This window comes from Pseudomonas shirazensis (genome assembly GCF_050496565.1).
Taxonomy (GTDB): Bacteria; Pseudomonadota; Gammaproteobacteria; order Pseudomonadales; family Pseudomonadaceae; genus Aquipseudomonas; species Aquipseudomonas shirazensis_A.
The window spans coordinates 595,924-615,848 of sequence record NZ_JBNWAE010000001.1 but is presented as its reverse complement, the minus strand read 5'-3'; the positions used below and the strand labels follow the sequence as shown (position 1 = coordinate 615,848).

The 19,925-nt window shown below is 61.5% G+C and carries 17 protein-coding genes; 13 read left to right on the top strand and 4 right to left on the bottom strand.

Going from position 1 to position 19,925, the window contains the following annotated elements; translation table 11 throughout:
- Positions 1–28: 28 nt before the first annotated feature.
- On the bottom strand, positions 29–1,156 hold the full coding sequence (locus ACQZ2L_RS02740) for an alpha-hydroxy-acid oxidizing protein (protein ID WP_430324627.1): 1,128 nt from the start codon (positions 1,154–1,156) through the stop codon (positions 29–31).
- 132 nt (positions 1,157–1,288) lie between these two features.
- Positions 1,289–2,638 (bottom strand): PLP-dependent aminotransferase family protein, encoded by a 1,350-nt coding sequence (locus tag ACQZ2L_RS02735; RefSeq protein ID WP_430324747.1) that lies wholly within the window; start codon positions 2,636–2,638, stop codon positions 1,289–1,291.
- Positions 2,639–2,859: 221 nt separating this feature from the next.
- Between ACQZ2L_RS02735 and ACQZ2L_RS02730 the strand changes: the two genes are divergently transcribed.
- The 5 genes from ACQZ2L_RS02730 to ACQZ2L_RS02710 are packed head-to-tail and all read left to right on the top strand — an operon-like array spanning position 2,860 to position 7,925.
- Positions 2,860–4,872 carry a DUF2849 domain-containing protein gene (locus ACQZ2L_RS02730; RefSeq protein ID WP_430324626.1) on the top strand — a complete coding sequence of 671 codons (2,013 nt, stop codon included), beginning with the start codon at positions 2,860–2,862 and terminating at the stop codon, positions 4,870–4,872.
- Positions 4,859–5,338, top strand: coding sequence for a DUF934 domain-containing protein (locus tag ACQZ2L_RS02725; protein WP_430324625.1), 480 nt, complete (start codon positions 4,859–4,861; stop codon positions 5,336–5,338). The genes ACQZ2L_RS02730 and ACQZ2L_RS02725 overlap by 14 nt, the downstream gene beginning before the upstream one ends.
- Before the next feature lie 2 nt (positions 5,339–5,340).
- Positions 5,341–6,759 carry a cytochrome ubiquinol oxidase subunit I gene (locus ACQZ2L_RS02720; RefSeq protein WP_430324624.1) on the top strand — a complete coding sequence of 473 codons (1,419 nt, stop codon included), beginning with the start codon at positions 5,341–5,343 and terminating at the stop codon, positions 6,757–6,759.
- A gap of 18 nt (positions 6,760–6,777) precedes the next feature.
- Complete coding sequence (cydB, locus tag ACQZ2L_RS02715) at positions 6,778–7,785, top strand: cytochrome d ubiquinol oxidase subunit II (RefSeq protein WP_430324623.1); 1,008 nt, start codon at positions 6,778–6,780, stop codon at positions 7,783–7,785.
- Positions 7,785–7,925: a DUF2474 domain-containing protein gene (locus ACQZ2L_RS02710; RefSeq protein ID WP_430324622.1), complete on the top strand. Its 141-nt coding sequence runs from the start codon at positions 7,785–7,787 to the stop codon at positions 7,923–7,925. Before cydB ends, ACQZ2L_RS02710 begins: the two co-directional genes overlap by 1 nt.
- Here ACQZ2L_RS02710 and ACQZ2L_RS02705 read toward each other — a convergent pair.
- Positions 7,919–8,839: a LysR family transcriptional regulator gene (locus ACQZ2L_RS02705; protein ID WP_430324621.1), complete on the bottom strand. Its 921-nt coding sequence runs from the start codon at positions 8,837–8,839 to the stop codon at positions 7,919–7,921. The genes ACQZ2L_RS02710 and ACQZ2L_RS02705 overlap by 7 nt on opposite strands.
- A 192-nt stretch (positions 8,840–9,031) precedes the next feature.
- Here ACQZ2L_RS02705 and mdlC point away from each other — a divergent pair, with 192 nt between their 5' ends.
- From mdlC to ACQZ2L_RS02685, 4 genes are all read left to right on the top strand, one after another.
- Positions 9,032–10,621 carry a benzoylformate decarboxylase gene (gene mdlC, locus ACQZ2L_RS02700; RefSeq protein ID WP_430324619.1) on the top strand — a complete coding sequence of 530 codons (1,590 nt, stop codon included), beginning with the start codon at positions 9,032–9,034 and terminating at the stop codon, positions 10,619–10,621.
- Positions 10,622–10,682: 61 nt separating this feature from the next.
- Entirely contained in the window at positions 10,683–12,017 is a 1,335-nt protein-coding gene (locus tag ACQZ2L_RS02695) for an MFS transporter (RefSeq protein WP_430324618.1), read from the top strand.
- Positions 12,018–12,146: 129 nt separating this feature from the next.
- Positions 12,147–13,424 carry an OprD family porin gene (locus tag ACQZ2L_RS02690; RefSeq protein ID WP_430324617.1) on the top strand — a complete coding sequence of 426 codons (1,278 nt, stop codon included), beginning with the start codon at positions 12,147–12,149 and terminating at the stop codon, positions 13,422–13,424.
- A gap of 65 nt (positions 13,425–13,489) precedes the next feature.
- The gene (locus ACQZ2L_RS02685; RefSeq protein ID WP_430324616.1) at positions 13,490–14,398 is read left to right on the top strand and encodes a ketopantoate reductase family protein; all 909 of its coding nucleotides are present in this window, start codon (positions 13,490–13,492) and stop codon (positions 14,396–14,398) included.
- Here ACQZ2L_RS02685 and ACQZ2L_RS02680 read toward each other — a convergent pair.
- Entirely contained in the window at positions 14,395–15,270 is an 876-nt protein-coding gene (locus ACQZ2L_RS02680) for a helix-turn-helix domain-containing protein (RefSeq protein ID WP_430324745.1), read from the bottom strand. The two genes, ACQZ2L_RS02685 and ACQZ2L_RS02680, sit on opposite strands and share 4 nt — an antisense overlap.
- Positions 15,271–15,396: 126 nt before the next feature.
- Between ACQZ2L_RS02680 and pobA the strand changes: the two genes are divergently transcribed.
- The 4 genes from pobA (at position 15,397) to ACQZ2L_RS02660 (ending at position 19,856) form a co-directional block, all read left to right on the top strand.
- Entirely contained in the window at positions 15,397–16,581 is a 1,185-nt protein-coding gene (pobA, locus tag ACQZ2L_RS02675; RefSeq protein WP_430324615.1) for a 4-hydroxybenzoate 3-monooxygenase, read from the top strand.
- A gap of 65 nt (positions 16,582–16,646) precedes the next feature.
- On the top strand, positions 16,647–18,122 hold the full coding sequence (locus ACQZ2L_RS02670) for an aldehyde dehydrogenase family protein (protein ID WP_430324614.1): 1,476 nt from the start codon (positions 16,647–16,649) through the stop codon (positions 18,120–18,122).
- Positions 18,123–18,141: 19 nt separating this feature from the next.
- Positions 18,142–18,924, top strand: a complete 783-nt coding sequence (locus ACQZ2L_RS02665) for a coniferyl-alcohol dehydrogenase (RefSeq protein WP_430324613.1) — start codon at positions 18,142–18,144, stop codon at positions 18,922–18,924.
- A gap of 206 nt (positions 18,925–19,130) precedes the next feature.
- Positions 19,131–19,856, top strand: a complete 726-nt coding sequence (locus ACQZ2L_RS02660) for a transporter substrate-binding domain-containing protein (protein ID WP_430324612.1) — start codon at positions 19,131–19,133, stop codon at positions 19,854–19,856.
- The last annotated feature ends 69 nt before the right edge of the window (positions 19,857–19,925 follow it).

Genomic DNA, 19,925 nt, shown 5'->3' with positions numbered 1-19,925 from the left:
CTCGGTGAAATAGCCCATCGCCTGTTCGTCATGACGCGCGGATCACATAATCCGCCGTCAGCTCCTCAACTGATGCACAGCCCATGTTGGCCAGGGTGCGGCTTATCTCGTCTCTGAAAAACTCCAGCACCTGGCTCACACCCTGTTCCCCGGCAGCGGCAAGGCCGTAAAGCACTGGGCGCCCGATCAGTACGCTGCTCGCACCCAGCGCGAGCGCCTTCACAACGTCAGAGCCTCGGCGGAACCCGCTGTCTACCAGCACCTTGCCGGGGTGGGCCAGTGCAATTTGCTGAAGCGTTGCCAGGGGCGAACAGCTTGAATCAAGTTGCCGACCGCCGTGATTCGACAGGATGACGCCGTCTGCGCCCAGTGCTATGCACTGCGAGGCATCCTGCGGATGAAGCACGCCTTTGACCAGTAGCCGATGCGGCCAGCGTGCGCGTAGCCTTTTCAACGCCTCCCAGTCAAAACTTGCATCCATTTTGCGTGACAGAAGCGCGGCCTGCAGCTCAGTGTCGTAGGCTTCCTTGCTGGCGAAGTTGGCCATTTGGGGCATGCCTGCCGTGAGCAGCCGAAGCGACCAACGCGGGTGCAGCAACCCATCCAGCATTACTTTGGGCGTGTATTTGAATGGCAGGCCGAAACCGCTGCGCAAATCACGCTCGCGCTTGCCGTTGACCGCGACGTCAGTGGTCAGGACCAAGGTTCGGTAGCCTGCGGCCAGGGCTCGATCGACCAGTTGGTCGGCCAAGGTAGGGTGCACTACGTACAGCTGGAACCATAGATCGCCGCCGACCTTTTCGGCCACTTCCTCGATCGATGCGTTAGAGGCAGTGGAAAGGATAAAAGGGATGCCGGCCTTCTTCGCTGCGCGCGCAACCTCTAGATCGCCCTCTGGCCAGAACGCACCATTGAGTCCAGTCGGAGCAATCATCAACGGCAATGGCTGATGCCTGGTGAGCACCTGAGTGCCAAGATCCCGCTCGGCCACATTGACCAGCCGCCGGGGGAGCAGCTCCAGCTTGTCAAAAGCATCCAGGTTGCGCTGCAAACCTTTCTCGTCATCAGCGCCGCCCTCGAGATAGTCAAACACCATTCTGGGTAAACGCTGTCGGGCAAGTTGTCGGTAACCGGCGACATTGAAAGCTGAGCTCATAGCATCCTCAAGGTACGGCGAGGGAATAACCGTGATCCAACCTAGAGGACGCTCATTCGCTTAGCAAATCGATACTCGACGCGCCGGACATAAGCGCTGTCTATGTCCGCGCTTGGGTATTCGCGCAGCTGTTCAAACAAACGTGCGCGAATCGCGGCGGCGGTCCTGGTTGAGGAGGGCGTCGATTTTGCGCAAGGCACGGCTCAGTTCGGCTTGGTTGCTGGCGCCGCCCAGGGAGATTCTCAGGCAGTTCGGCGCAGGTGTCACAACCGCGAACGAATGCCCACTGGCTACCTGCACGCCTTGCTCGCGCAGGGCATGGGTGAACAACTCCTGATTCCAGTGCGCAGGCAACTCCAGCCACAGGTGCAGCCCGGTCGGATGCGACTGGAACGGGTGCGGCAGCAGCTTGCCAGCCAATTGTTGACGGGCGCGCATCTCGCGTTTGATTTCCTGCATCAAGCCCGCAGCGGCTCCGCTGCTGATCCATTGCTCGACCAAAGCCAGCAACAATGCCGAGCAACCCATGCTGGTCGCACGCAGGCTGAGTTGCAGGCTCTGGCCGTCATCGCCGTGCGGGGGCAGTACGAACGAGGTACGCAGGCTCGGCCACAGGCACTTGGACAGGGACGCGAGGTAATAGGTGTTGCGCCGTCCGGTCAGGGTGGCTATCGGTGGTGGTGCATCGTCGAGCAGATAGCGGTAGGGATCGTCCTCGATCAGGGTGATGCCGCAGCGCAGGATGATTTCGGCGATTTCTCGGCGCCGTGCCAACGGCATCGTATGCGCCGTCGGGTTATGGAATGTCGGGTTGAGGTAAAGCAGGCGGGCGCCGCTTTCCTGGCAGGCTCGCTCCAGGGCGTCGGGCTGCATGCCCTGTACACAACTGGGCACGGGCCACAGACGCAGTTTCAATTGTTCGGCAGCGAGAATCAGTCCTGGGTAGGTCAGCGCATCGCACAAGACGACATCGCCCGGGCGCGTCTGCGCGCTGAGGATGGCGAAGATCGCCACCTGCGAGCCTGAACAAACCACCAGCCCGTCGCAATCGAGCTCGCCCAGCGCAGGGCGCAGCCAGCCCTGTGCTGCCTGTAACAAAGCGGAGGGAACCGGCTGCTGCTGGTAGGCCGAGAGCGCCTCGATGTTGTGGCGTGAGAACAATTCGGCCATCGCGCTGCTGGCCTGTTGGGCCATCGAGCCATCGGCGGGCTGCGGCGGGATGTTCATTGCCAGGTCGATGCTCTTCGGCATGTCTGTTTCGCTGGTGCCCATGACAAAAGAGCCGCGCCCACTATAGGACGCGATCAGCCCACGGTTACGTGCCTCGGTGTAGGCGCGGGTGATGGTCGTCAGATCAACGCCAAGGTGAGCGGCCAGGGTGCGCTGCGGCGGTAACTGGTCGCCCTGCTTGAGTGAGCCACACTGTATGGATTTTTCCAGCATTTCTATAATTTGTATGTATTTTGCCCCGCTACCCGGCATGAAGGGCCTGGTCCAAGCAATCATGGGCGATGCAGATGACTCTTCACTTATGGGCATAACGATTCCTACGGTTGTAAATCCATACGCTCAGGAATAAAATGTCATACAGATTATCATTATTCCATACAATATAATAGCGTATGGTTAATTCTTCGGCATTCGCGCAGCGCTGCAGGTTGCAACCATAAGCGCTTACGGGGTGCCAGTCATGGAGATGTTTCATGAGTGACTGCCATCTGATCTGCGCCAATCGCCTCGGCGATGGCGCCGTGGTCTGGCTCGATGCAGTGCATGGCTGGGTCGACAGCCTGGAGCTGGCCGCCGTTTTCAGCGCCGAGCAGTTGCCGGCTGCGCAGCACGCTGCCGAGACTGCGGTTCGCGACAACCTCGTAGTCGGGCCACTGCAGTGCCCGGCGTCGCTGGTCGACGGTGTCCCTGAACCGCATAGCCTGCGCGAGCGGCTACGGGCGCGTGGGCCGTCGGTGCGCACCGACCTGGGTAAACAGGCGCATGCCGCGCTCTCTATAGCGGCATCTCCCAGCCAGCGGCCGGTTGTACCCATGGCTGCCAGCAGAGCCGGGATTTATCAATACGACCCTGACGAACGCGAGTTTCTCAAGGACCGTGCGCGTCAGTTCGGCCAGCAGGTGCAGCGGCGCCTCAGCGGCGAGCTCGATGAAGAGGCGTTCAAGGTCTATCGACTGATGAACGGCCTGTATCTGCAACTGCACGGCTACATGCTCCGCGTGGCTATCCCGTATGGCACCTTGAGTGCGGTGCAACTGCGTCAGCTGGCCTATGTCGCGGATACCTACGACAAGGGCTACGGCCACCTCACCACCCGGCAGAACATCCAGTTCAACTGGCCCAAGCTGGCGGATACTGCCGAAATTCTTTCGGTGCTGGCCGATGCCGATTTGCACTGTATTCAGACCAGCGGCAACTGCATCCGTAATGTCACCACCGACCATTTCGCTGGCGCCGCTGCCGATGAACTGGTCGACCCGCGGGTGCATGCCGAGATCCTGCGCCAGTGGTCCACCGACCATCCCGAGTTCACCTACCTGCCGCGCAAATTCAAGATCGCCATGACCGGCAGCCCGCACGACCGTGCGGCTGTGCGCTTCCATGACATCGGTATCCTGGCGCGCCGCAACGAGCAGGGCCAGGTTGGCTTCCAGATCTACGCCGGCGGCGGGCTGGGGCGTACGCCTATCGTCGGTACGCTCGTGCGCGAATGGCTGCCTGAGCGTGAACTGCTGCGTTATGTCGAGGCCATTCTGCGTGTCTACAACGCGCTCGGACGACGTGACAACCTGTACAAGGCGCGCATCAAGATACTGGTGCGCGAGCTCAAGCCTGGCCGTTTCATCGAGATGATCGAAGACGAGTTCACGCGTCTGCCCAGCGACCGTCAGTATCTGGAGCCTGAGATCGTCGAGGCGATCACTGCACGCTTCGTGCAGCCGGCCTTCGAGGTGTTGCCAGGCCTGTGCGAGGACTTTATCGAGAGACGCGCCGAAGACCCGGCGTTCGCCGCCTGGGTGAGCAGCAACACCCACCCGCACAAGCGCCGCGGCTACATCAGTGCGGTGGTTTCGCTGAAGCCGCCAGGCGGTATTCCCGGCGACATCAGTGCGCAGGAAATGCTCCAGCTGGCCGACCTTGCCGAAACGTTCTCGCTGAACGAAGTGCGTGTTTCCCACGAGCAGAACCTGGTGTTGCCTCACGTGCGCCAGCGCGATCTCTACTCGGTGTGGGAGGCGCTGTGCACCATGGGCCTGGCCACCGCCAATGTCGGCTTGCTGTCTGACTCGATTGCCTGTCCAGGCATGGACTACTGCAGCCTGGCGACTGCCCGCTCGGTGCCGGTTGCCCAGCGCATCGCGGCGCGTTTCGACGGGCCTCGGCAGCGAGAAATCGGCGAGCTGAAGCTGAATGTGTCGGGCTGCATCAATGCCTGTGCTCACCATCATGTCGCCCATATCGGCATCCTCGGGCTGGATAAGTCAGGTCACGAGAACTACCAGATCACCCTGGGCGGCAGCGCCGAGGCAGATGCTGCAGTGGGGACCATTCTGGGCCGCTCCGTGCCTTACGAGCAGGTCCCTGAGGTGATCGAAGCGATCATCGACATCTATCTGAACCTGCGTGAGGTGCACGAGCGCTTCCTCGACACCTATCGGCGGGTCGGTATCGAGCCATTCAAGGAGGTGCTGCGTGATACTCATTGATCGCCATGGTCTGCCGCAGAGCGACACCTGGCACTACCTGGATCGCGACGAAACGCTGTCCTTTTCGCCCAGTACCGTGGTCCACCCGCAGCAATGGGACACCTACCACATGCACTTCGGTACCCCGGCCCAAGGCTTGTGGCTGGCTGGCGAGCAGGCGCTCGACCAGGTCCAGCCCATACTCGGCCAGCTGACCCTGATCGTGGTGGAGTTCGCCAAGTCGCGGGATGGCCGTGGCTTCACCCTGGCGCGCCTGCTGCGTGAGCGCTACGGCTTCGACGGCGACTTGCGTGCCGCCGGGCCGTTGCTGCCTGACCAGTTCGCCATGCTCCTGCAGTGTGGCTTCAGCAGCGTTCTGGTGCCGTCTGCAAGCCCCGTCGTGCGTTGGCAGCAAGCTGCTGGCGCCATTCACAACGCGCGCCCGCGGACTCTGCTCGAGCGCCTTTCTCAACGTAACGAGGTATAGCCATGTCTGGCCTGACAGCGCTTGAGCTGGCCCGGATACAGTTCGGTTTCACCGTGACATTTCACATCGTCTTCCCGGCGATCACCATCGGCCTGGCCTCGTTTCTGGCTATGCTGGAAGGCTTGTGGCTATGGAAGAAAGACAGCACCTACCTCGACCTGTACCACTTCTGGTCGAAAATCTTTGCAGTCAACTTCGCCATGGGCGTGGTGTCCGGGCTGGTGATGGCTTATCAGTTTGGTACCAACTGGAGCTTCTATTCGCAGTTCGCCGGCAGTATTACCGGGCCGCTGCTCACCTACGAGGTGCTCACGGCATTCTTCCTCGAGGCAGGTTTCCTCGGTGTGATGCTGTTCGGCTGGCACAAGGTCGGGCGCGGGTTGCATTTCTTCGCCACGCTGATGGTTGCCGTCGGCACGATGATCTCTGCCACCTGGATCCTCGCATCCAATAGCTGGATGCAGACCCCCCAGGGACACGAGGTGATCAATGGGGTGGTGATCCCGGTGGACTGGTTCGCGATCATTTTCAACCCGTCCTTCCCCTACCGCCTGGCGCACATGGTCACTGCGGCCATGCTGTCCACGGCGTTGTTCGTCGGCGCGTCGGGCGCGTGGCACCTGCTCAAGGGCAATAACACTCCGGCAGTCAAGCGCATGTTCTCCATGGCGTTGTGGATGTTGCTGTTCACAGCCCCGCTGCAGGTATTGATCGGTGACGTGCATGGCCTGAACACCCTCAAGCACCAGCCGGCGAAGATCGCCGCGGTGGAAGGGCATTGGGCCAATGTCCCGGGTGAGGGGGTGCCGTTGATCCTGTTCGGCTGGCCTGACATGGATGCGGAAACCACCCACTTCAAGGTCGAGATTCCGCGCCTGGCGAGCTTGATCCTGACCCACTCGCTGGATGGGCAGATCGCTGGCCTGAAAGACTTCCCGCGCGAGGACCGGCCCAACGCCACCGTGCTGTTCTGGAGCTTCCGGGTGATGGTTGGCCTTGGCCTGCTGATGGTTCTGCTTGGCGGGTGGGGCGCCTGGATGCGCTGGCGCGGGCGCCTGTATCAGTCCCCGCTGCTGGCGCGCTTTGCACTGTATATGGGGCCATCGGGGCTGATCGCATTGCTGGCGGGCTGGTATGTCACCGAGATTGGCCGTCAACCGTGGGTGGTGTATGGGCTGATGCGCACCAAGGATGCGGTTTCAGAGCACTCGGCAATAACATTGTCGGTCGGCCTGGTGGTGCTGGTGGTGATGTACCTGGGCATCTTCGGTACCGGCATCGGTTACATGCTGCGGCTGGTGCGCAGCGGGCCTCAGGGGCACGCGCCGCACCCTGGCGAGATTGCCGATAACCAACGGCCCGCTCGGCCGCTGTCGGCCGTGGATGAGCCGCTGTACTCCACACCCAATTCCACACATTGACTGACGGGAGACGTTGTCATGGGTATTGATCTTCCGCTGATCTGGTTTCTGATCATTGGCTTCGGGGTGATGATGTACGTCATCACCGATGGCTTCGATCTGGGCATCGGCATTCTGTTTCCCTTCATCCGCGACCGCGACCATCGCGACACCATGGTCAACACAGTGGCGCCGGTGTGGGACGGCAACGAGACCTGGCTGGTATTGGGGGGCGCCGGGCTAATGGCGGCGTTTCCCAAGGTTTACGCGATCCTCCTCAGCGCGCTGTATTTGCCGGCGCTGGGCTTGCTGGCCGGGCTGATCTGGCGAGGCGTGTCGTTCGAGTTTCGTTTCAAGGCCGACGAGGCGCACAAGCCGTTCTGGGATCGCGCCTTCATGGCCGGTTCGTTTGCAGCGGCATTCTTCCAGGGCGTGATCCTGGGGGCGTTCATCGAAGGCCATCAGATCGTCGACGGCGTAGCCACCAACGACGTCATGAGCTGGCTGACGCTGTTCAACGTGTTCTGTGGCCTGGGTGTCGTCGTGGCGTACGCGCTGCTCGGTGCGACCTGGCTGGTGTACAAGACTGAAGGGCCGCTGCAGGCGAGCATCATCCGCGCTACAACGCCGATCACCCTGGCGACAGTGGTGACCATGCTGGTAGTGAGCATCTGGACGCCGATGACCCACCCGGCGATCTTCGAGCGCTGGTTCAGCCTGCCGAACTTCTGGTTCTTCCTGCCGGTGCCGCTGCTGGTCATGCTGGCTACCTGGGCGATCCTGCGGTCGCTGCGCGGTGAGCCCCATGCTGGCCCGTTCATCTGGTCGCTGGTGCTGGTCTTTCTCGGCTACACGGGGCTGCTGATCAGTATCTGGCCGTATGTGCTGCCACCGAGCCTGACCATCTGGGAGGCGGCTGGCCCGCCGCAGAGCCTGGGCTTCGCCTTGGTCGGTGCGCTGTTCATCATCCCGTTCATTCTGGGTTATTCAGCCTGGTCGTATTACGTTTTCCGCGGCAAGGTCAAAGTAGGCGAGGGGTATCACTGATGAGCAAGGCAGTCTCTTCGGGTCACTTGGGCCGCAAGCTGCTGTGGATGGCCGGTATCTGGGCCGCCAGCGTGGTTGCCTTGGGCGCCGTGGCCATAGCGGTGCGGGTGGCGATGTCGTTGGCCGGCATGCATCACTGAGCTGCACCTGCGTCGCTGCCCAGTGCGATCTGCACCTGACGGACAAACCAGGTCAGTGCGGTGGACTGGGCGCTGCGTGAATGCCAGTACAGGGTCACGTCAAAGGCCGGTACATCGAAGGGCAGCTCGAGCGTCTTGAGCTGCCTGGGCAATGGCATTTCACAAAAGCTCTGGGCGATCTGGTGGGGCAGGATACCCAGCAGATCGGTGCCCGGAATCAGTCTGGGCAGTACCGAAAAATGCGGCAGACGCAGTTTGATCCAGCGCTCGACGCCGAGTAGCTGCAGCGCATCTTCAGCCATGCCATGGCCTGAGGTGCGCGTCACCAGCACGTGCGGCTCAGCGAGAAACTGCTGCATGTTGATGGCTTCACCGATACGTGGATGGGCCGCATCGAGCAGCAGTACATAGCGCTCTTTCATCAGTACCCGCGAGACCACCCCGGTTTCGTTGAGCTTCCTGCTGCAGATGGCTGCGTCGATGTGGCCATCGTTCAGCCAGGTGCCGACCTGGTCGATTTCCAGCGGGACCACTTCCAGTTCGATGTTCGGTGCCAGGGTGCTGAGGTGTTCCATCAGCCGAGGCAACAGGGCCATTTCGCCCAGGTCCGACAGCGCCAGGCGGAACTGCCGCCGCGAATGGCCGGGCTCGAACTTGCGCGCTTCGCCTACCGCCGAGTCGATGCAGCGCGAGGCTTCCTTGAAACCGCCATAGAGTTGAGTGGCCAGCCGCGTCGGTTGCATGCCTTGGCGATTACGCACGAACAACGCGTCATCAAATTGCTCCCTGAGTTTTGCCAGGGCATAGCTGACGGATGGCTGGGTGACGAACAAACGTTGCGCCGTGGCCGTCACGCTTTGGGTTTCATAAAGGGTGATGAAGGTGGTGATGAGGTTCAGGTCGAAGCTGGCCATGATCGCGCGCCTGTTGTTTTTGTTTGTCGAATTGCGCTTGTGCAGTGCTGGCAGCGTGGCTGGGGCCGCGCTGCGGATTCAAACGTTATCAACATAAGCCATATTTATACAGCGGCTGTAAAACATTTATTTGATCGATTGGTGGTTGCTTCATAGAGTGAAGTTCTCACGACACACGCGGAATTCTGCCCCATGCAAACCATCCACTCCGCGGCTTATACGCTGCTGCGACGCCACGGCATGACCACCATCTTCGGTAACCCGGGCTCCAACGAGCTGCCGTTTCTGAAGTCGTTCCCGGAAGATTTTCAGTACGTGCTCGGGCTGCATGAAGGTGCGGTGGTCGGCATGGCCGATGGCTACGCATTGGCTAGCGGCAAACCGGCTTTCGTCAATTTGCACGCAGCAGCGGGCACTGGCAACGGCATGGGCGCACTGACCAACTCCTGGTACTCGCACAGCCCGTTGGTGATCACTGCGGGTCAGCAAGTGCGGCCGATGATCGGTGTCGAGGCCATGCTGGCGAATGTGGATGCGGTGCAACTGCCCAAGCCGCTGGTCAAGTGGAGCTACGAACCTGCCAATGCGCAGGACGTACCGCGTGCGCTCAGCCAGGCCATTCACTACGCCAACACCACGCCCAAAGCACCGGTCTACCTGTCGATCCCTTACGACGACTGGGACGCACAATGCGCCCCCGGTGTCGAGCATCTGTTCGAGCGCCAGGTGCAGGTTGCTGGCACGCCCGATGCGGCCCAGCTGCAAGCGTTGATCGAGCAGCTGGATAACGCACGTAATCCAGTCCTGGTGCTAGGCCCTGAAGTGGATGCCACCCTCAGCAACGCTGCCGCCGTGGCCCTGGCCGACAAACTGCACTTGCCGGTGTGGATCGCACCGTCGGCCTCGCGCTGCCCGTTCCCTACCCGTCACCCAAGCTTTCGTGGCGTGCTTCCGGCAGCCATTGCCGGAATCAGCAAGATTCTTCAAGGGCACGATTTGATCGTAGTGGTTGGGGCGCCGGTGTTCCGTTATCACCAGTTTGCGCCAGGCGACTACCTACCGGCGGGCGCACGCCTGCTGCACATCACGTCCGATCCGCAGGAAGCGGCGCGTGCGCCCATGGGCGACGCATTGATTGGTGACATTGCAGTCGCCCTGCAGGGGCTGGCCGAGGGTGTCAGGCCGAATTCGCGAGCGTATCCCGAGCCATTGCCGGTGCCACAGGCGATTGCAGACGAACCTCGCCATCTGCGTCCAGAGACCTTGTTCGATGTGCTCGATGCCGTGGCCCCGGAAGACGCTATCTACGTCAAGGAATCGACTTCGACCACCAGTGCCTTCTGGCAGCGGATGAACCTGCGCCATCCTGGGAGCTATTACTTCCCGGCTGCAGGCGGCCTCGGCTTCGGCTTGCCTGCGGCAGTCGGCGTGCAGCTGGCTCAGCCGCAGCGGCGCGTCGTTGCGCTTATCGGCGACGGCTCTGCCAACTATGGCATCACCGCGTTGTGGACCGCTGCCCAGTACCGCGTGCCGGTGGTGTTCATCATCCTCAAGAACGGCACCTACGGCGCATTGCGCTGGTTCGCCGGAGTGCTCAAGGCCGAAGACGCCCCTGGCCTGGACGTTCCGGGCCTGGACTTCTGCGCTATCGCCAAGGGCTACGGCGTCAATGCCGTGCACACCGACACCCGCGCCAGCTTCGAGGCGGCACTGCGCGCCGCGCTGGATGCCAATGAACCTACCGTCATCGAAGTCCCGACGGTCACCATCGAACCTCACTGACGTGCTGCGGGGCCATCGTGGCCCCTTCAACCCACTGACATAAAAACAAGAAGACATGACCATGACTCATAAACCTGCGCTGCACATCGCGGGGGCCGCGCCCCTCGGCAAGCTCCATTACACGCTGCTGTTCTGGTGCTCTTTCATCATGCTGTTCGATGGCTATGACCTGGTCATCTATGGTTCGGTAGTACCGCGCCTGATGGAAGAGTGGGCATTGACCCCTGTGGTTGCCGGTTGGATGGGCAGCGCAGCATTGTTCGGGATGATGTTCGGCGCGGTGGTGGTCGGGCCGCAGGCCGACCGACTCGGGCGCCGCAAGGTGATCATCGGCTCCATGGCCCTGGCCAGCCTGTGCGCCCTGGGCACTGCCTTTACCTGGGATGCACCTAGCTTTGCCTTGCTGCGATTCATCACCGGCGTAGGTCTGGGCGGCGCAATTCCCAACATCGTGGCATTGATGAATGACCTGGCGCCGACCTCACGGCGCAGCTCGCTCACCACCATCATGCTCAGCTTCTACTCGATCGGCGCGATGATTTCGGCGCTGGTGGCGATGCTGATCATCCCGCGCTTTGGCTGGGAGGCGACCTTCATCATCGGCGGCGTACCGTTGCTGTTCCTGCCTTGGCTGGCGCGCCAGTTGCCCGAGTCGCTGCACTATCTGCTGGAGAAAGACCCTGCCGCGGCAAGCACTCTGCTCAAACGAATCGATCCACAGGTGGATACCAGCACCGTCAGCTTCGCCGCACCAGTGCGCACTTCATCTGCAGCACCGCTCTCGCGGCTGTTCGCCGAGGGCCGTGGGGTTGGCACGGTGTTCCTGTGGCTGGGCTTTGGCATGTGCATGCTGATGGTCTACGGGCTCAATACCTGGCTGCCGAAAATCATGGTCGCCGGCGGCTTCGAGCTGGGTTCGAGCCTGATGTTCCTGGTCATCCTCAACATCGGCGCTACGGCTGGCGCGTTGGGCGGCGGCTGGCTGGCGGACCGCTGGGGCTGCAAGCCGACCTTGATGCTGTTCTTCCTGTTGGCCGTGGTGTCCTTGTGCACCCTGGGCGTCAAGCCGGGCCCTGTGCTGCTCAACATCATGCTGCTGGTGGCGGGGGCTACCACCATCGGTACGCTTGCGGTCATTCATGCCTTCGCTGCCCAGCAGTACCCAAGCGAGATCCGCTCCACCGGCGTCAGCTGGTGCTCGGCAATCGGCCGCTTCGGTGGCGTCGCCGGGCCGACGCTGGGCGGGCTGATGCTGAGCATGAACCTGCCGCTGCAGCTCAACTCCATCCTCTGCGCGGTGCCAGGTGTGATAGCCGTCCTCGCCATCGCGATGATTCGCCAGCGCCGCGTCGCGGTACCTGCCGCCAGCACGCCGGCGCTGGACGCGCAGCCTTGAGCTGAGCGCGGCACCGAGTACACCCCGGGCGAGTTTCGCGCCCAGCTTGCCATCTCATGAATTCCCGCCGCTCAGCCATGAGCGGCGGGTGGATCGTGCCGTTCGTAAAACAATAAAAAGGTATCCGGTATGCGTTCTTCTCTATCGTGCAGCCGCAGTGTGTGGCTGATAGGTTGTGCCTGCTTTGCCCATTCGTTTGCTGCCAACGCTGACTTTGTCGAAGACAGCAGCGTGGCGCTCGGGCTGCGTAACGCTTATATCGACCGGGACTTCAAGCAGCACGATGCCGCCAAGTCACGGGTTGGCAGTTGGACACAGGGCTTCGACCTGCGCTTCACGTCCGGGTATACCGAAAGCCCTCTGCAGTTCGGTGTGGAAACCAGTACACAGTGGGCCTATCGCCTGGATGGCGGCGGTGGCCGCGGTCCAGACAGTGTGATCCCGTACGATGCCAGCAAGGGTGAACAGGTGCGCGACTATGGTCGCACTGGAGTCACCGGCAAGGTCAAATACTCGCAGACCGAGCTGCGCGTCGGCGAGTTGCGCCCACGTTTGCCAGTGGCCTACATCGACGATTCGCGGCAACTGGTGACCACCTACCAAGGCGTCATGGTCGAGTCCAAGGAGTGGTCCAACCTTGCCCTGACCGCCGGGCGGATCGACGAGATTGCGACTCGCGAGTCCTCGAACCGGGAAAAGATCTACCTCATGAATGGGGCCAACATCCGCCGCCCCAGCGACGGTCTGAACTTTGCCGGCGCTACCTATCAGTTCACCCCGAACCTGTCCGCAACCTACTTTTACGGCCAGCTCGAGGACATCTACCAGCAGCATTACCTGGGCCTTTCCAACCGCTGGGCACTCTCGGCGGACTACACCCTGCAGACCGAGCTGCGTTACTACCAGAATCGCGAGGACGGCCAGGCGCTGTACGGCAAGATCGATAACAAAAGTTACGGTGCCATGACCACCCTCAAGACCGGTGGACATGGTTTGGGTGTTGGTTATCAGCGCATGCTGGGCGACAGCGCCTTCCCGTTGTTCAACGGTTACGCGCCACAGCCTTACCTGGTCAACTGGTCGACGGTTGGCTTCTTCAAGGCCAACGAGGCGTCCTGGCAGCTGCGCTACGACTACGATTTCGCCGCGCTAGGCGTGCCTGGCCTCAAGTTCATGACCCGCTACCTGCGCGGCAGTGGCATTGACCGTGGCAATAACGATCTCGATCAGAATGTCGAAAGCGAGCGTAACTTCGTCATCAGCTACGTGCTGCAAAGCGGTGCGCTCAAGGGCCTTGGCTTTGAGTGGCGCAACATTGACGTGAAGACCCGCTACGGCAGCGGCAGGGCGTCGGGTGCCGATTACGATGAAAATCGTCTGATCACGACCTACACCTGGAATTTCTGAACGTAGTCTGCGCGAGCAATGAGCCCGCCTGCTACGGAGTCATCTGAGTCAACTGGAGCGTAACCATGAAGATAGCAATTGTTGGTGCGGGGGCCATGGGCGGTCTGTTTGGCGCTCGTCTGGCATTGGCAGGGCAAGATGTTTCGTTCGTCGAAGCCTCCGACCACGCCATCGAAATCATCAGCCGGCAGGGATTGCGCCTGGATACTCCCGATTTGCAGGCAACCGTGCAGGTTCCGATTGGTCGGGCAGTGCAATTTTCTGGCCAGGTTGATTTGCTGGTGATCTTCACCAAGGGCTTCCACACCGCAGCGGCAATCGACTCGGTGCGTCATCTGGTCGGGCCAGACACCTGGGCGCTGTCGGTACAGAATGGTCTGGGTAACGCCGAACTGATTGCCGAGGTGGTTCCTGCTGAGCGCGTGATTGTCGGCATGACCAACTTTCCTGCCGACCTGGTGGCGCCAGGCGTAGTGCATAGCCATGGCGAAGGCCACGTCAACCTTTGGTCCTACAGCGGCGAAAACAGCCCGGTGGTGCAAGAGGTAGCCGCTGTGTTCAGCCAGGCTGGCTTGGCCTGCGAGGCCGATCCGCAGGTACAGGTAGCGATCTGGGAAAAGGTTGCCTTCAACGCAGCACTCAACTCGGTGTGTGCCGTTACTCGGCAGACGGTCGGTGCGGTTGGCAGCTCCGAGCAGGGGCGCCAGGTGTTGGCCAGCATCCTCGCGGAAACAGTAGCCGTTGCCCAGGCGAATGGCATCGCGGTGGATGGCGTGCGAGTCAACGCTGCCGTCGACTACGCCTTGCGCAATCACCAGCAGCACAAGCCGTCGATGCTGCAGGACCTGGAAGCCGGGCGAAAAACCGAGATTGATTTCATCAATGGGGCAGTGGTCGCGCAGGGCAAGTGTTTGGGCGTGGCGACGCCTGTGCTCCAGGCGCTGTACAACCTGGTCAAGGTCAGCGAGGGCTAGACCTCGCGGCGTTGCAGGCGGAACTCCTTGGGCGTCAGCCCGGTGGCCCGTTTGAAGTAGCGCGAGAAGTAAGCCTGCTCGGCAAAGCCGAGGCTGTCGGCCACCTGGCCGATGGTCATGGAGGTGTAGACCAGGTTGCGCTTGGCCTCGAGGATCACCCGTTGGTTGACCAACTGCAGCGCAGACTGCCCGGCAAGTTGCCTGCACAGCGCATTGAGGTGGGCAGTGCTGACGCCGATCTGCTGGGCGTAGTGCTCGATCTGCCGGTGCTCCCGGAAGTGCTTTTCTATCAGCTGCGCGAGGTGATCGAGGTGCTGCATGCCGCGCTCTCGGGGTTTGGCGATGTGCTGGGCGCGTTCGCGCGAACGCCGCGAAATCCATACCAGCAGGGCGCACAGCAGCGACTGCAACATCAGGTCGCGCTCCGGTCGGCGCGAGGCGTATTCGTCGGTCAACTGGGCGAGCAACAGCTCAAGGTAATCACGGTCATCGCCGGCCCAATAGCAGTGGGCCTCAGCCATTGGCTTGCCTTCGAGCAACGGCGCAAAGCGGTCGAGTACCGGCTTGGCCAGGCTGATCACGTAGCCCTGAATGTCTTCGGAGAAGCGAAAGCCATGAATGCTCATCACCGGAACGATCTGCAGGGCACCGCCGCTGACTTGCTGCTCGACGTCTTCAACCAAAACCCGTGCTTGCCCCGCCTGCACGTAGAGCAACTGAGCAAGGTCACCGTGGCGGTGGGTCTTGATTTCCCAGTCATGCAAACGGCTGCGCTCAGGGATCGACTCGCAGTGGATCAGATCCGGCGTCGGCCAGGACGTCTCGCCGTAGAGCTTGAACACCGGGATGCCATTAACAGTCGCCATACGGATACCTGCCGATCCTCGAAAAGTCCTAAAAATAAAGCAGAAATTGCCTTCTTATAGAACCTTTATCTGCGAAAAATACAGAACGACTAATCGTAACCCAGAGCCGCCAGGCTCATGAGGATAAAAACAATGAAGACTCAAATTGCCATCATCGGGGCAGGTCCGTCTGGATTGCTGCTCGGTCAATTGCTGCACAATGCCGGTATCGACAACATCATCATCGAGCGTCAGAGCCCAGACTATGTCCTCGGCCGAATCCGCGCCGGCGTGCTTGAGCAAGGCATGGTCGACCTGCTGCACGAGGCGGGTGTTGGTGCACGGATGGATCAGGAAGGGCTGGTGCACGATGGTTTCGAGCTGGCCTTCAACGGTCGTGTCGAGCACATCAACCTGCGCGAACTGACTGGCGGCAAGACCGTGATGATCTATGGCCAGACCGAAGTTACCCGTGACCTCATGCAGGCTCGTCGGCAAAGCGGTGCGCCGACCTACTACGACGCCAGCGATGTGCAACTGCACGAGTTGAAGGGCGAAAAGCCTTACGTCACCTTCATCCAGGACGGTCACCAGGTGCGCATCGACTGCGACCTGATCGCCGGCTGCGATGGCTATCACGGCGTGTCCCGCAAATCGATCCCGGACGGCGTGCTCAAGGAATTCGAGCGGGTGTATCCGTTCGGTTGGCTGGGCGTTCTGGCCGATACGCCGCCGGTCAACGAGGAACTGATCTACGCCAGCCACGAGCGCGGCTTTGCCCTGTGCAGCATGCGCTCGCCTACGCGTACTCGTTACTACGTGCAGGTCGCCAGCGATGAAAAGGTCGAGGACTGGTCGGACCAGCGCTTCTGGGACGAACTCAAGAGCCGTCTGCCCGAAGCCGTTGCCGCCAAGCTGATTACCGGCCCCTCCATCGAGAAAAGCATCGCGCCGCTGCGCAGCTTCGTGGTCGAGCCAATGCAGTATGGCCACCTGTTCCTGGTCGGGGATGCCGCCCACATCGTCCCGCCTACCGGCGCCAAGGGCCTGAACCTGGCCGCCAGCGACGTCAGCACCCTTTACCGAATCCTCCTCAAGTACTACCGCGAAGGCCGCCAGGACCTGCTCGAGCGTTACTCGCAGATCTGCCTGCGCCGGGTCTGGAAGGCCGAACGCTTCTCTTGGTGGATGACCTCGGTGTTGCATCAATTCCCCGGCACCGACGCCTTCAGCCAACGCATGCAGCAGACCGAGCTGGAATACTTCGTGAGCTCCGAAGCCGGGCGTAAAACGATTGCGGAAAACTATGTTGGCTTGCCGTACGAGCCAGTGGAATGAAACCCCTTGCGCTGTGATCAACGACTCATCGAGCGATGAGCGCTATTCCAATACAGAGGTAACTCATGACTCACCTTGCCACGCAATTCCCAGTCTTCACCCAACAGTTCATTGCCGGTCAATGGCGCGACGGCCGTGACGGCAGTGTGCTGCAGGTGACCAACCCGTTCGATGGCAGCCAATTGGCGCAAATTGTCCAGGCCGATCGCGACGACCTTGACGAAGCCTATCGCAAGGCTGCGCAAGCGCAGGTGCAGTGGGCCGCCACCGGTCCTGCCGAGCGGGCAGCGGTGATGCACCGCGTCGTGCAGTTGTTCGACGAGCACCGCGAAGCGATCATCGACTGGATCATTCGCGAGTCTGGCAGTACCCGCATCAAAGCGCAGATCGAATGGGGCGCGGCGCGCAGCATTACCCTGGAGTCGGCCTCGTTCCCGGCCCGGGTTCACGGCCGCCTGTTGCCGTCCAACGTGCCTGGCAAGGAAAACCGCGTATACCGTGAGGCGCTTGGCGTGGTGGGCGTGATCAGCCCATGGAACTTCCCCCTGCACTTGTCGCAGCGCTCCGTGGCGCCTGCCTTGGCCTTGGGTAACGCGGTAGTGATCAAGCCTGCCAGCGACACGCCGGTCACCGGCGGTCTGCTCCTGGCCAGTCTGTACGAAGCGGCCGGGCTGCCAGCCGGGTTGATCAGTGTCGTGGTCGGCGCCGGGTCGAAAATCGGCAATGCGTTCGTCGAGCATGAGGTGCCCAAGTTCATCTCCTTCACAGGCTCGACGCCAGTTGGGCTGAACATCGGCCGCCTGGCCTCGGGCGGGCAGCACCTCAAGCATGTGGCGCTGGAACTGGGTGGCAACAGCCCCTTCGTGGTCCTGGCCGATGCCGACCTGGAACAAGCGATAGGGGCGGCGGTGATGGGCAAGTTCCTTCACCAGGGTCAGATCTGCATGGCGATCAACCGGATCATCGTTGAAGACGCCCTCTACGACGAATTTGTCGCGGGTTATGCCAAGAAGGTCAAAGCGCTGAAAGTCGGCAACCCGCATGACGCTGACACAGTGATCGGCCCGATTATCAACGCCAAGCAATTGCAGGGGCTGCTGGAGAAGATTGCGCGAGCCAAGCAGGAGGGTGCCCGCACCGTGGTCGAAGGCGAGGTGCAAGGCCAATTGCTGGCGCCGCATGTGTTCGCGGATGTCACCAAGGATATGGAGATCGCCCGCGAGGAGATCTTCGGCCCTCTGGTCGGGATTCAGCGTGCACGTGATGAAGCGCATGCGCTGGAGCTGGCCAACGACAGCGAATTCGGCCTGTCGAGCGCGGTGTTCAGTGGCGATCTGGAACGTGCCGTGCGCTTCGCCCGCAAGGTCAAGGCCGGCATGACTCACGTCAACGATATCCCGGTCAATGACGAGGCACACGCGCCGTTTGGTGGCGAGAAGAACTCCGGGCTTGGCCGTTTCAATGGCGACTGGGCCATCGAGGAGTTCACCACCGATCATTGGGTCAGCGTGCAAGCCAGCCCGCGCCGCTATCCATTCTGAGGCCTACCGGAGAACGATCATGCTGAACGGTAAAGTGCTGGTCATCACAGGTGTGTCCTCAGGCATCGGCGAAGAAACCGCCCGGCTCGCGCGCGCCCAGGGTGCCCATGTGATCGGCGTCGACATCAATCGCCCGGCAGTCGAGGTCGACCGCTTCATCCAGGCCGACCTGTCGTCCCAGGCCTCGATCGACTCGCTGCTCGGGCAACTGCCCGATGGCATCGACGGCCTGGCCAACATCGCAGGCTTGGCACCGACGCAAAATGCCGAGTCGGTACTTAAGGTCAATCTGGTCGGCCTCAAGTACCTGACGCTGGGGATGTTGCCGCGCCTCGCCGACAATGCCTCCATCGTCAACCTGGCCTCGCTGGCAGGCATCGGCTGGCCACAGTCGATCGCGGCGATCAACGACAGTGAACACCTGAGTTTCTCTGGCGCAGCGGCGGTCTGTGCTCGGCATGAGATCGTCGGCGCGCGCAGTTATTTCTTCTCCAAGGAAGCGCTGATCGCCTGGACCCTGCAGAACCGCTGGACCTGGCGCGACCGCGGCATTCGCATGAATGCCGTCAGCCCAGGCCCGGTAGACACACCGATCCTCAAGGACTTCGTCGAAACCCTCGGTGCCCGCGCCGAAGAAGACATGAAAACCATGGATCGACCTGGCCACGCTAGCGACATTGCGCCGGTTGTAGCCTTCCTGCTTAGTGACGGATCACGCTGGATGCGCGGTACCAATGTGGCGGTCGATGGCGGTATGCATTCGCATATTCTGGCCAGTAGTAGTGGCTTGCAAGGCGCGTAAGCAGTCGCCCGCATCGTGTCCTGGGCATTGCTGGCTGAATCAGAAGACCCTCGTTCTACACGAGGGCCTTTCTGTTTGTGGATGGGGTGGCAGGCGACTCTGTTCAGCGCTTGAAACAAGCGATAGTGACGCCGCGCGCCGCAGGATAGAGAGCTGGGTTCTGGTACCCTCGACAATCCAGCCAGCCATTGCAGCGGAACCTTGACATGCACGGAATGACCCCAGAAGTACTCACCGATCTTGCTCCCGAAGGAACGCTGCGAGTTGCGATCAACTACGGCAATCCGGTCCTCGCCCAGCAGGGTGCTGATGGCACCCCCTTGGGCGTGTCTGTTGCCTTGGCCAAAGCGCTCGCCGCTGAGCTTGGTGTCGAACTGCAGATAACCGGCTTCGACGCCGCCGGCAAGGTGTTTGCGGCGCTGGAGCAAGACCTGTGGCGCGTCGCGTTCCTGGCGATCGAGCCGGTGCGGGCCGCTCAGATCGACTTCACCGAGCCCTATGTGCTGATCGAAGGCACCTACCTGGTCAAGTGTGATTCAGCCTGGCAGCAGGTGGATGAGCTTGATCAGGCTCAGACCCGTATCGCTGTGGGCAAGGGAGCGGCCTATGATCTGTATCTGTCGCGTACCCTGCAGCATGCGCAGCTGGAGCGTGCAGACACTTCCCATGCCGCCGTGGACCTGTTCATCGCCAACGGGCTGGATGCCGCTGCCGGGGTGCGTCAGCCGCTGGAGCAGTTTGCCCTGCGCAACCCTGAGTACCGGGTATTGGACGGCGCGTTTACCGCTATTCGTCAGGCCATGGCAGTGCCACGCGGCCGGGACGCTGGCGCCGCTTACGTTCGTGCGTTCATCGAGCGCCGCCTGACGGAAGGGTTTGTCCGCGGTGCGTTGCTGGCGAGCGGTCAGACCGACGTCAGCGCGCCTCGCTGACCCTGGCCGACCAGCGTCAGGTCCTTGGCTGAGTAGCTGTACTACCCTGTTGCGAAGACGTCCGAACTT

Excerpts from the sequence above, each read along its gene's own strand:
- ACQZ2L_RS02690 (WP_430324617.1), top strand. The coding sequence starts at position 12,147 with ATGCGTTCTTCTCTATCGTGCAGCCGCAGTGTGTGGCTGATAGGTTGT.
- ACQZ2L_RS02720 (WP_430324624.1), top strand. The coding sequence starts at position 5,341 with ATGTCTGGCCTGACAGCGCTTGAGCTGGCCCGGATACAGTTCGGTTTC.
- ACQZ2L_RS02665 (WP_430324613.1), top strand. The coding sequence starts at position 18,142 with ATGCTGAACGGTAAAGTGCTGGTCATCACAGGTGTGTCCTCAGGCATC.
- ACQZ2L_RS02740 (WP_430324627.1), bottom strand. The coding sequence starts at position 1,156 with ATGAGCTCAGCTTTCAATGTCGCCGGTTACCGACAACTTGCCCGACAG.
- ACQZ2L_RS02710 (WP_430324622.1), top strand. The coding sequence starts at position 7,785 with ATGAGCAAGGCAGTCTCTTCGGGTCACTTGGGCCGCAAGCTGCTGTGG.
- ACQZ2L_RS02670 (WP_430324614.1), top strand. The coding sequence starts at position 16,647 with ATGACTCACCTTGCCACGCAATTCCCAGTCTTCACCCAACAGTTCATT.
- ACQZ2L_RS02685 (WP_430324616.1), top strand. The coding sequence starts at position 13,490 with ATGAAGATAGCAATTGTTGGTGCGGGGGCCATGGGCGGTCTGTTTGGC.
- ACQZ2L_RS02660 (WP_430324612.1), top strand. The coding sequence starts at position 19,131 with ATGCACGGAATGACCCCAGAAGTACTCACCGATCTTGCTCCCGAAGGA.
- ACQZ2L_RS02695 (WP_430324618.1), top strand. The coding sequence starts at position 10,683 with ATGACTCATAAACCTGCGCTGCACATCGCGGGGGCCGCGCCCCTCGGC.
- ACQZ2L_RS02735 (WP_430324747.1), bottom strand. The coding sequence starts at position 2,638 with ATGCCGGGTAGCGGGGCAAAATACATACAAATTATAGAAATGCTGGAA.
- cydB (WP_430324623.1), top strand. The coding sequence starts at position 6,778 with ATGGGTATTGATCTTCCGCTGATCTGGTTTCTGATCATTGGCTTCGGG.
- ACQZ2L_RS02705 (WP_430324621.1), bottom strand. The coding sequence starts at position 8,839 with ATGGCCAGCTTCGACCTGAACCTCATCACCACCTTCATCACCCTTTAT.
- ACQZ2L_RS02730 (WP_430324626.1), top strand. The coding sequence starts at position 2,860 with ATGAGTGACTGCCATCTGATCTGCGCCAATCGCCTCGGCGATGGCGCC.
- pobA (WP_430324615.1), top strand. The coding sequence starts at position 15,397 with ATGAAGACTCAAATTGCCATCATCGGGGCAGGTCCGTCTGGATTGCTG.
- mdlC (WP_430324619.1), top strand. The coding sequence starts at position 9,032 with ATGCAAACCATCCACTCCGCGGCTTATACGCTGCTGCGACGCCACGGC.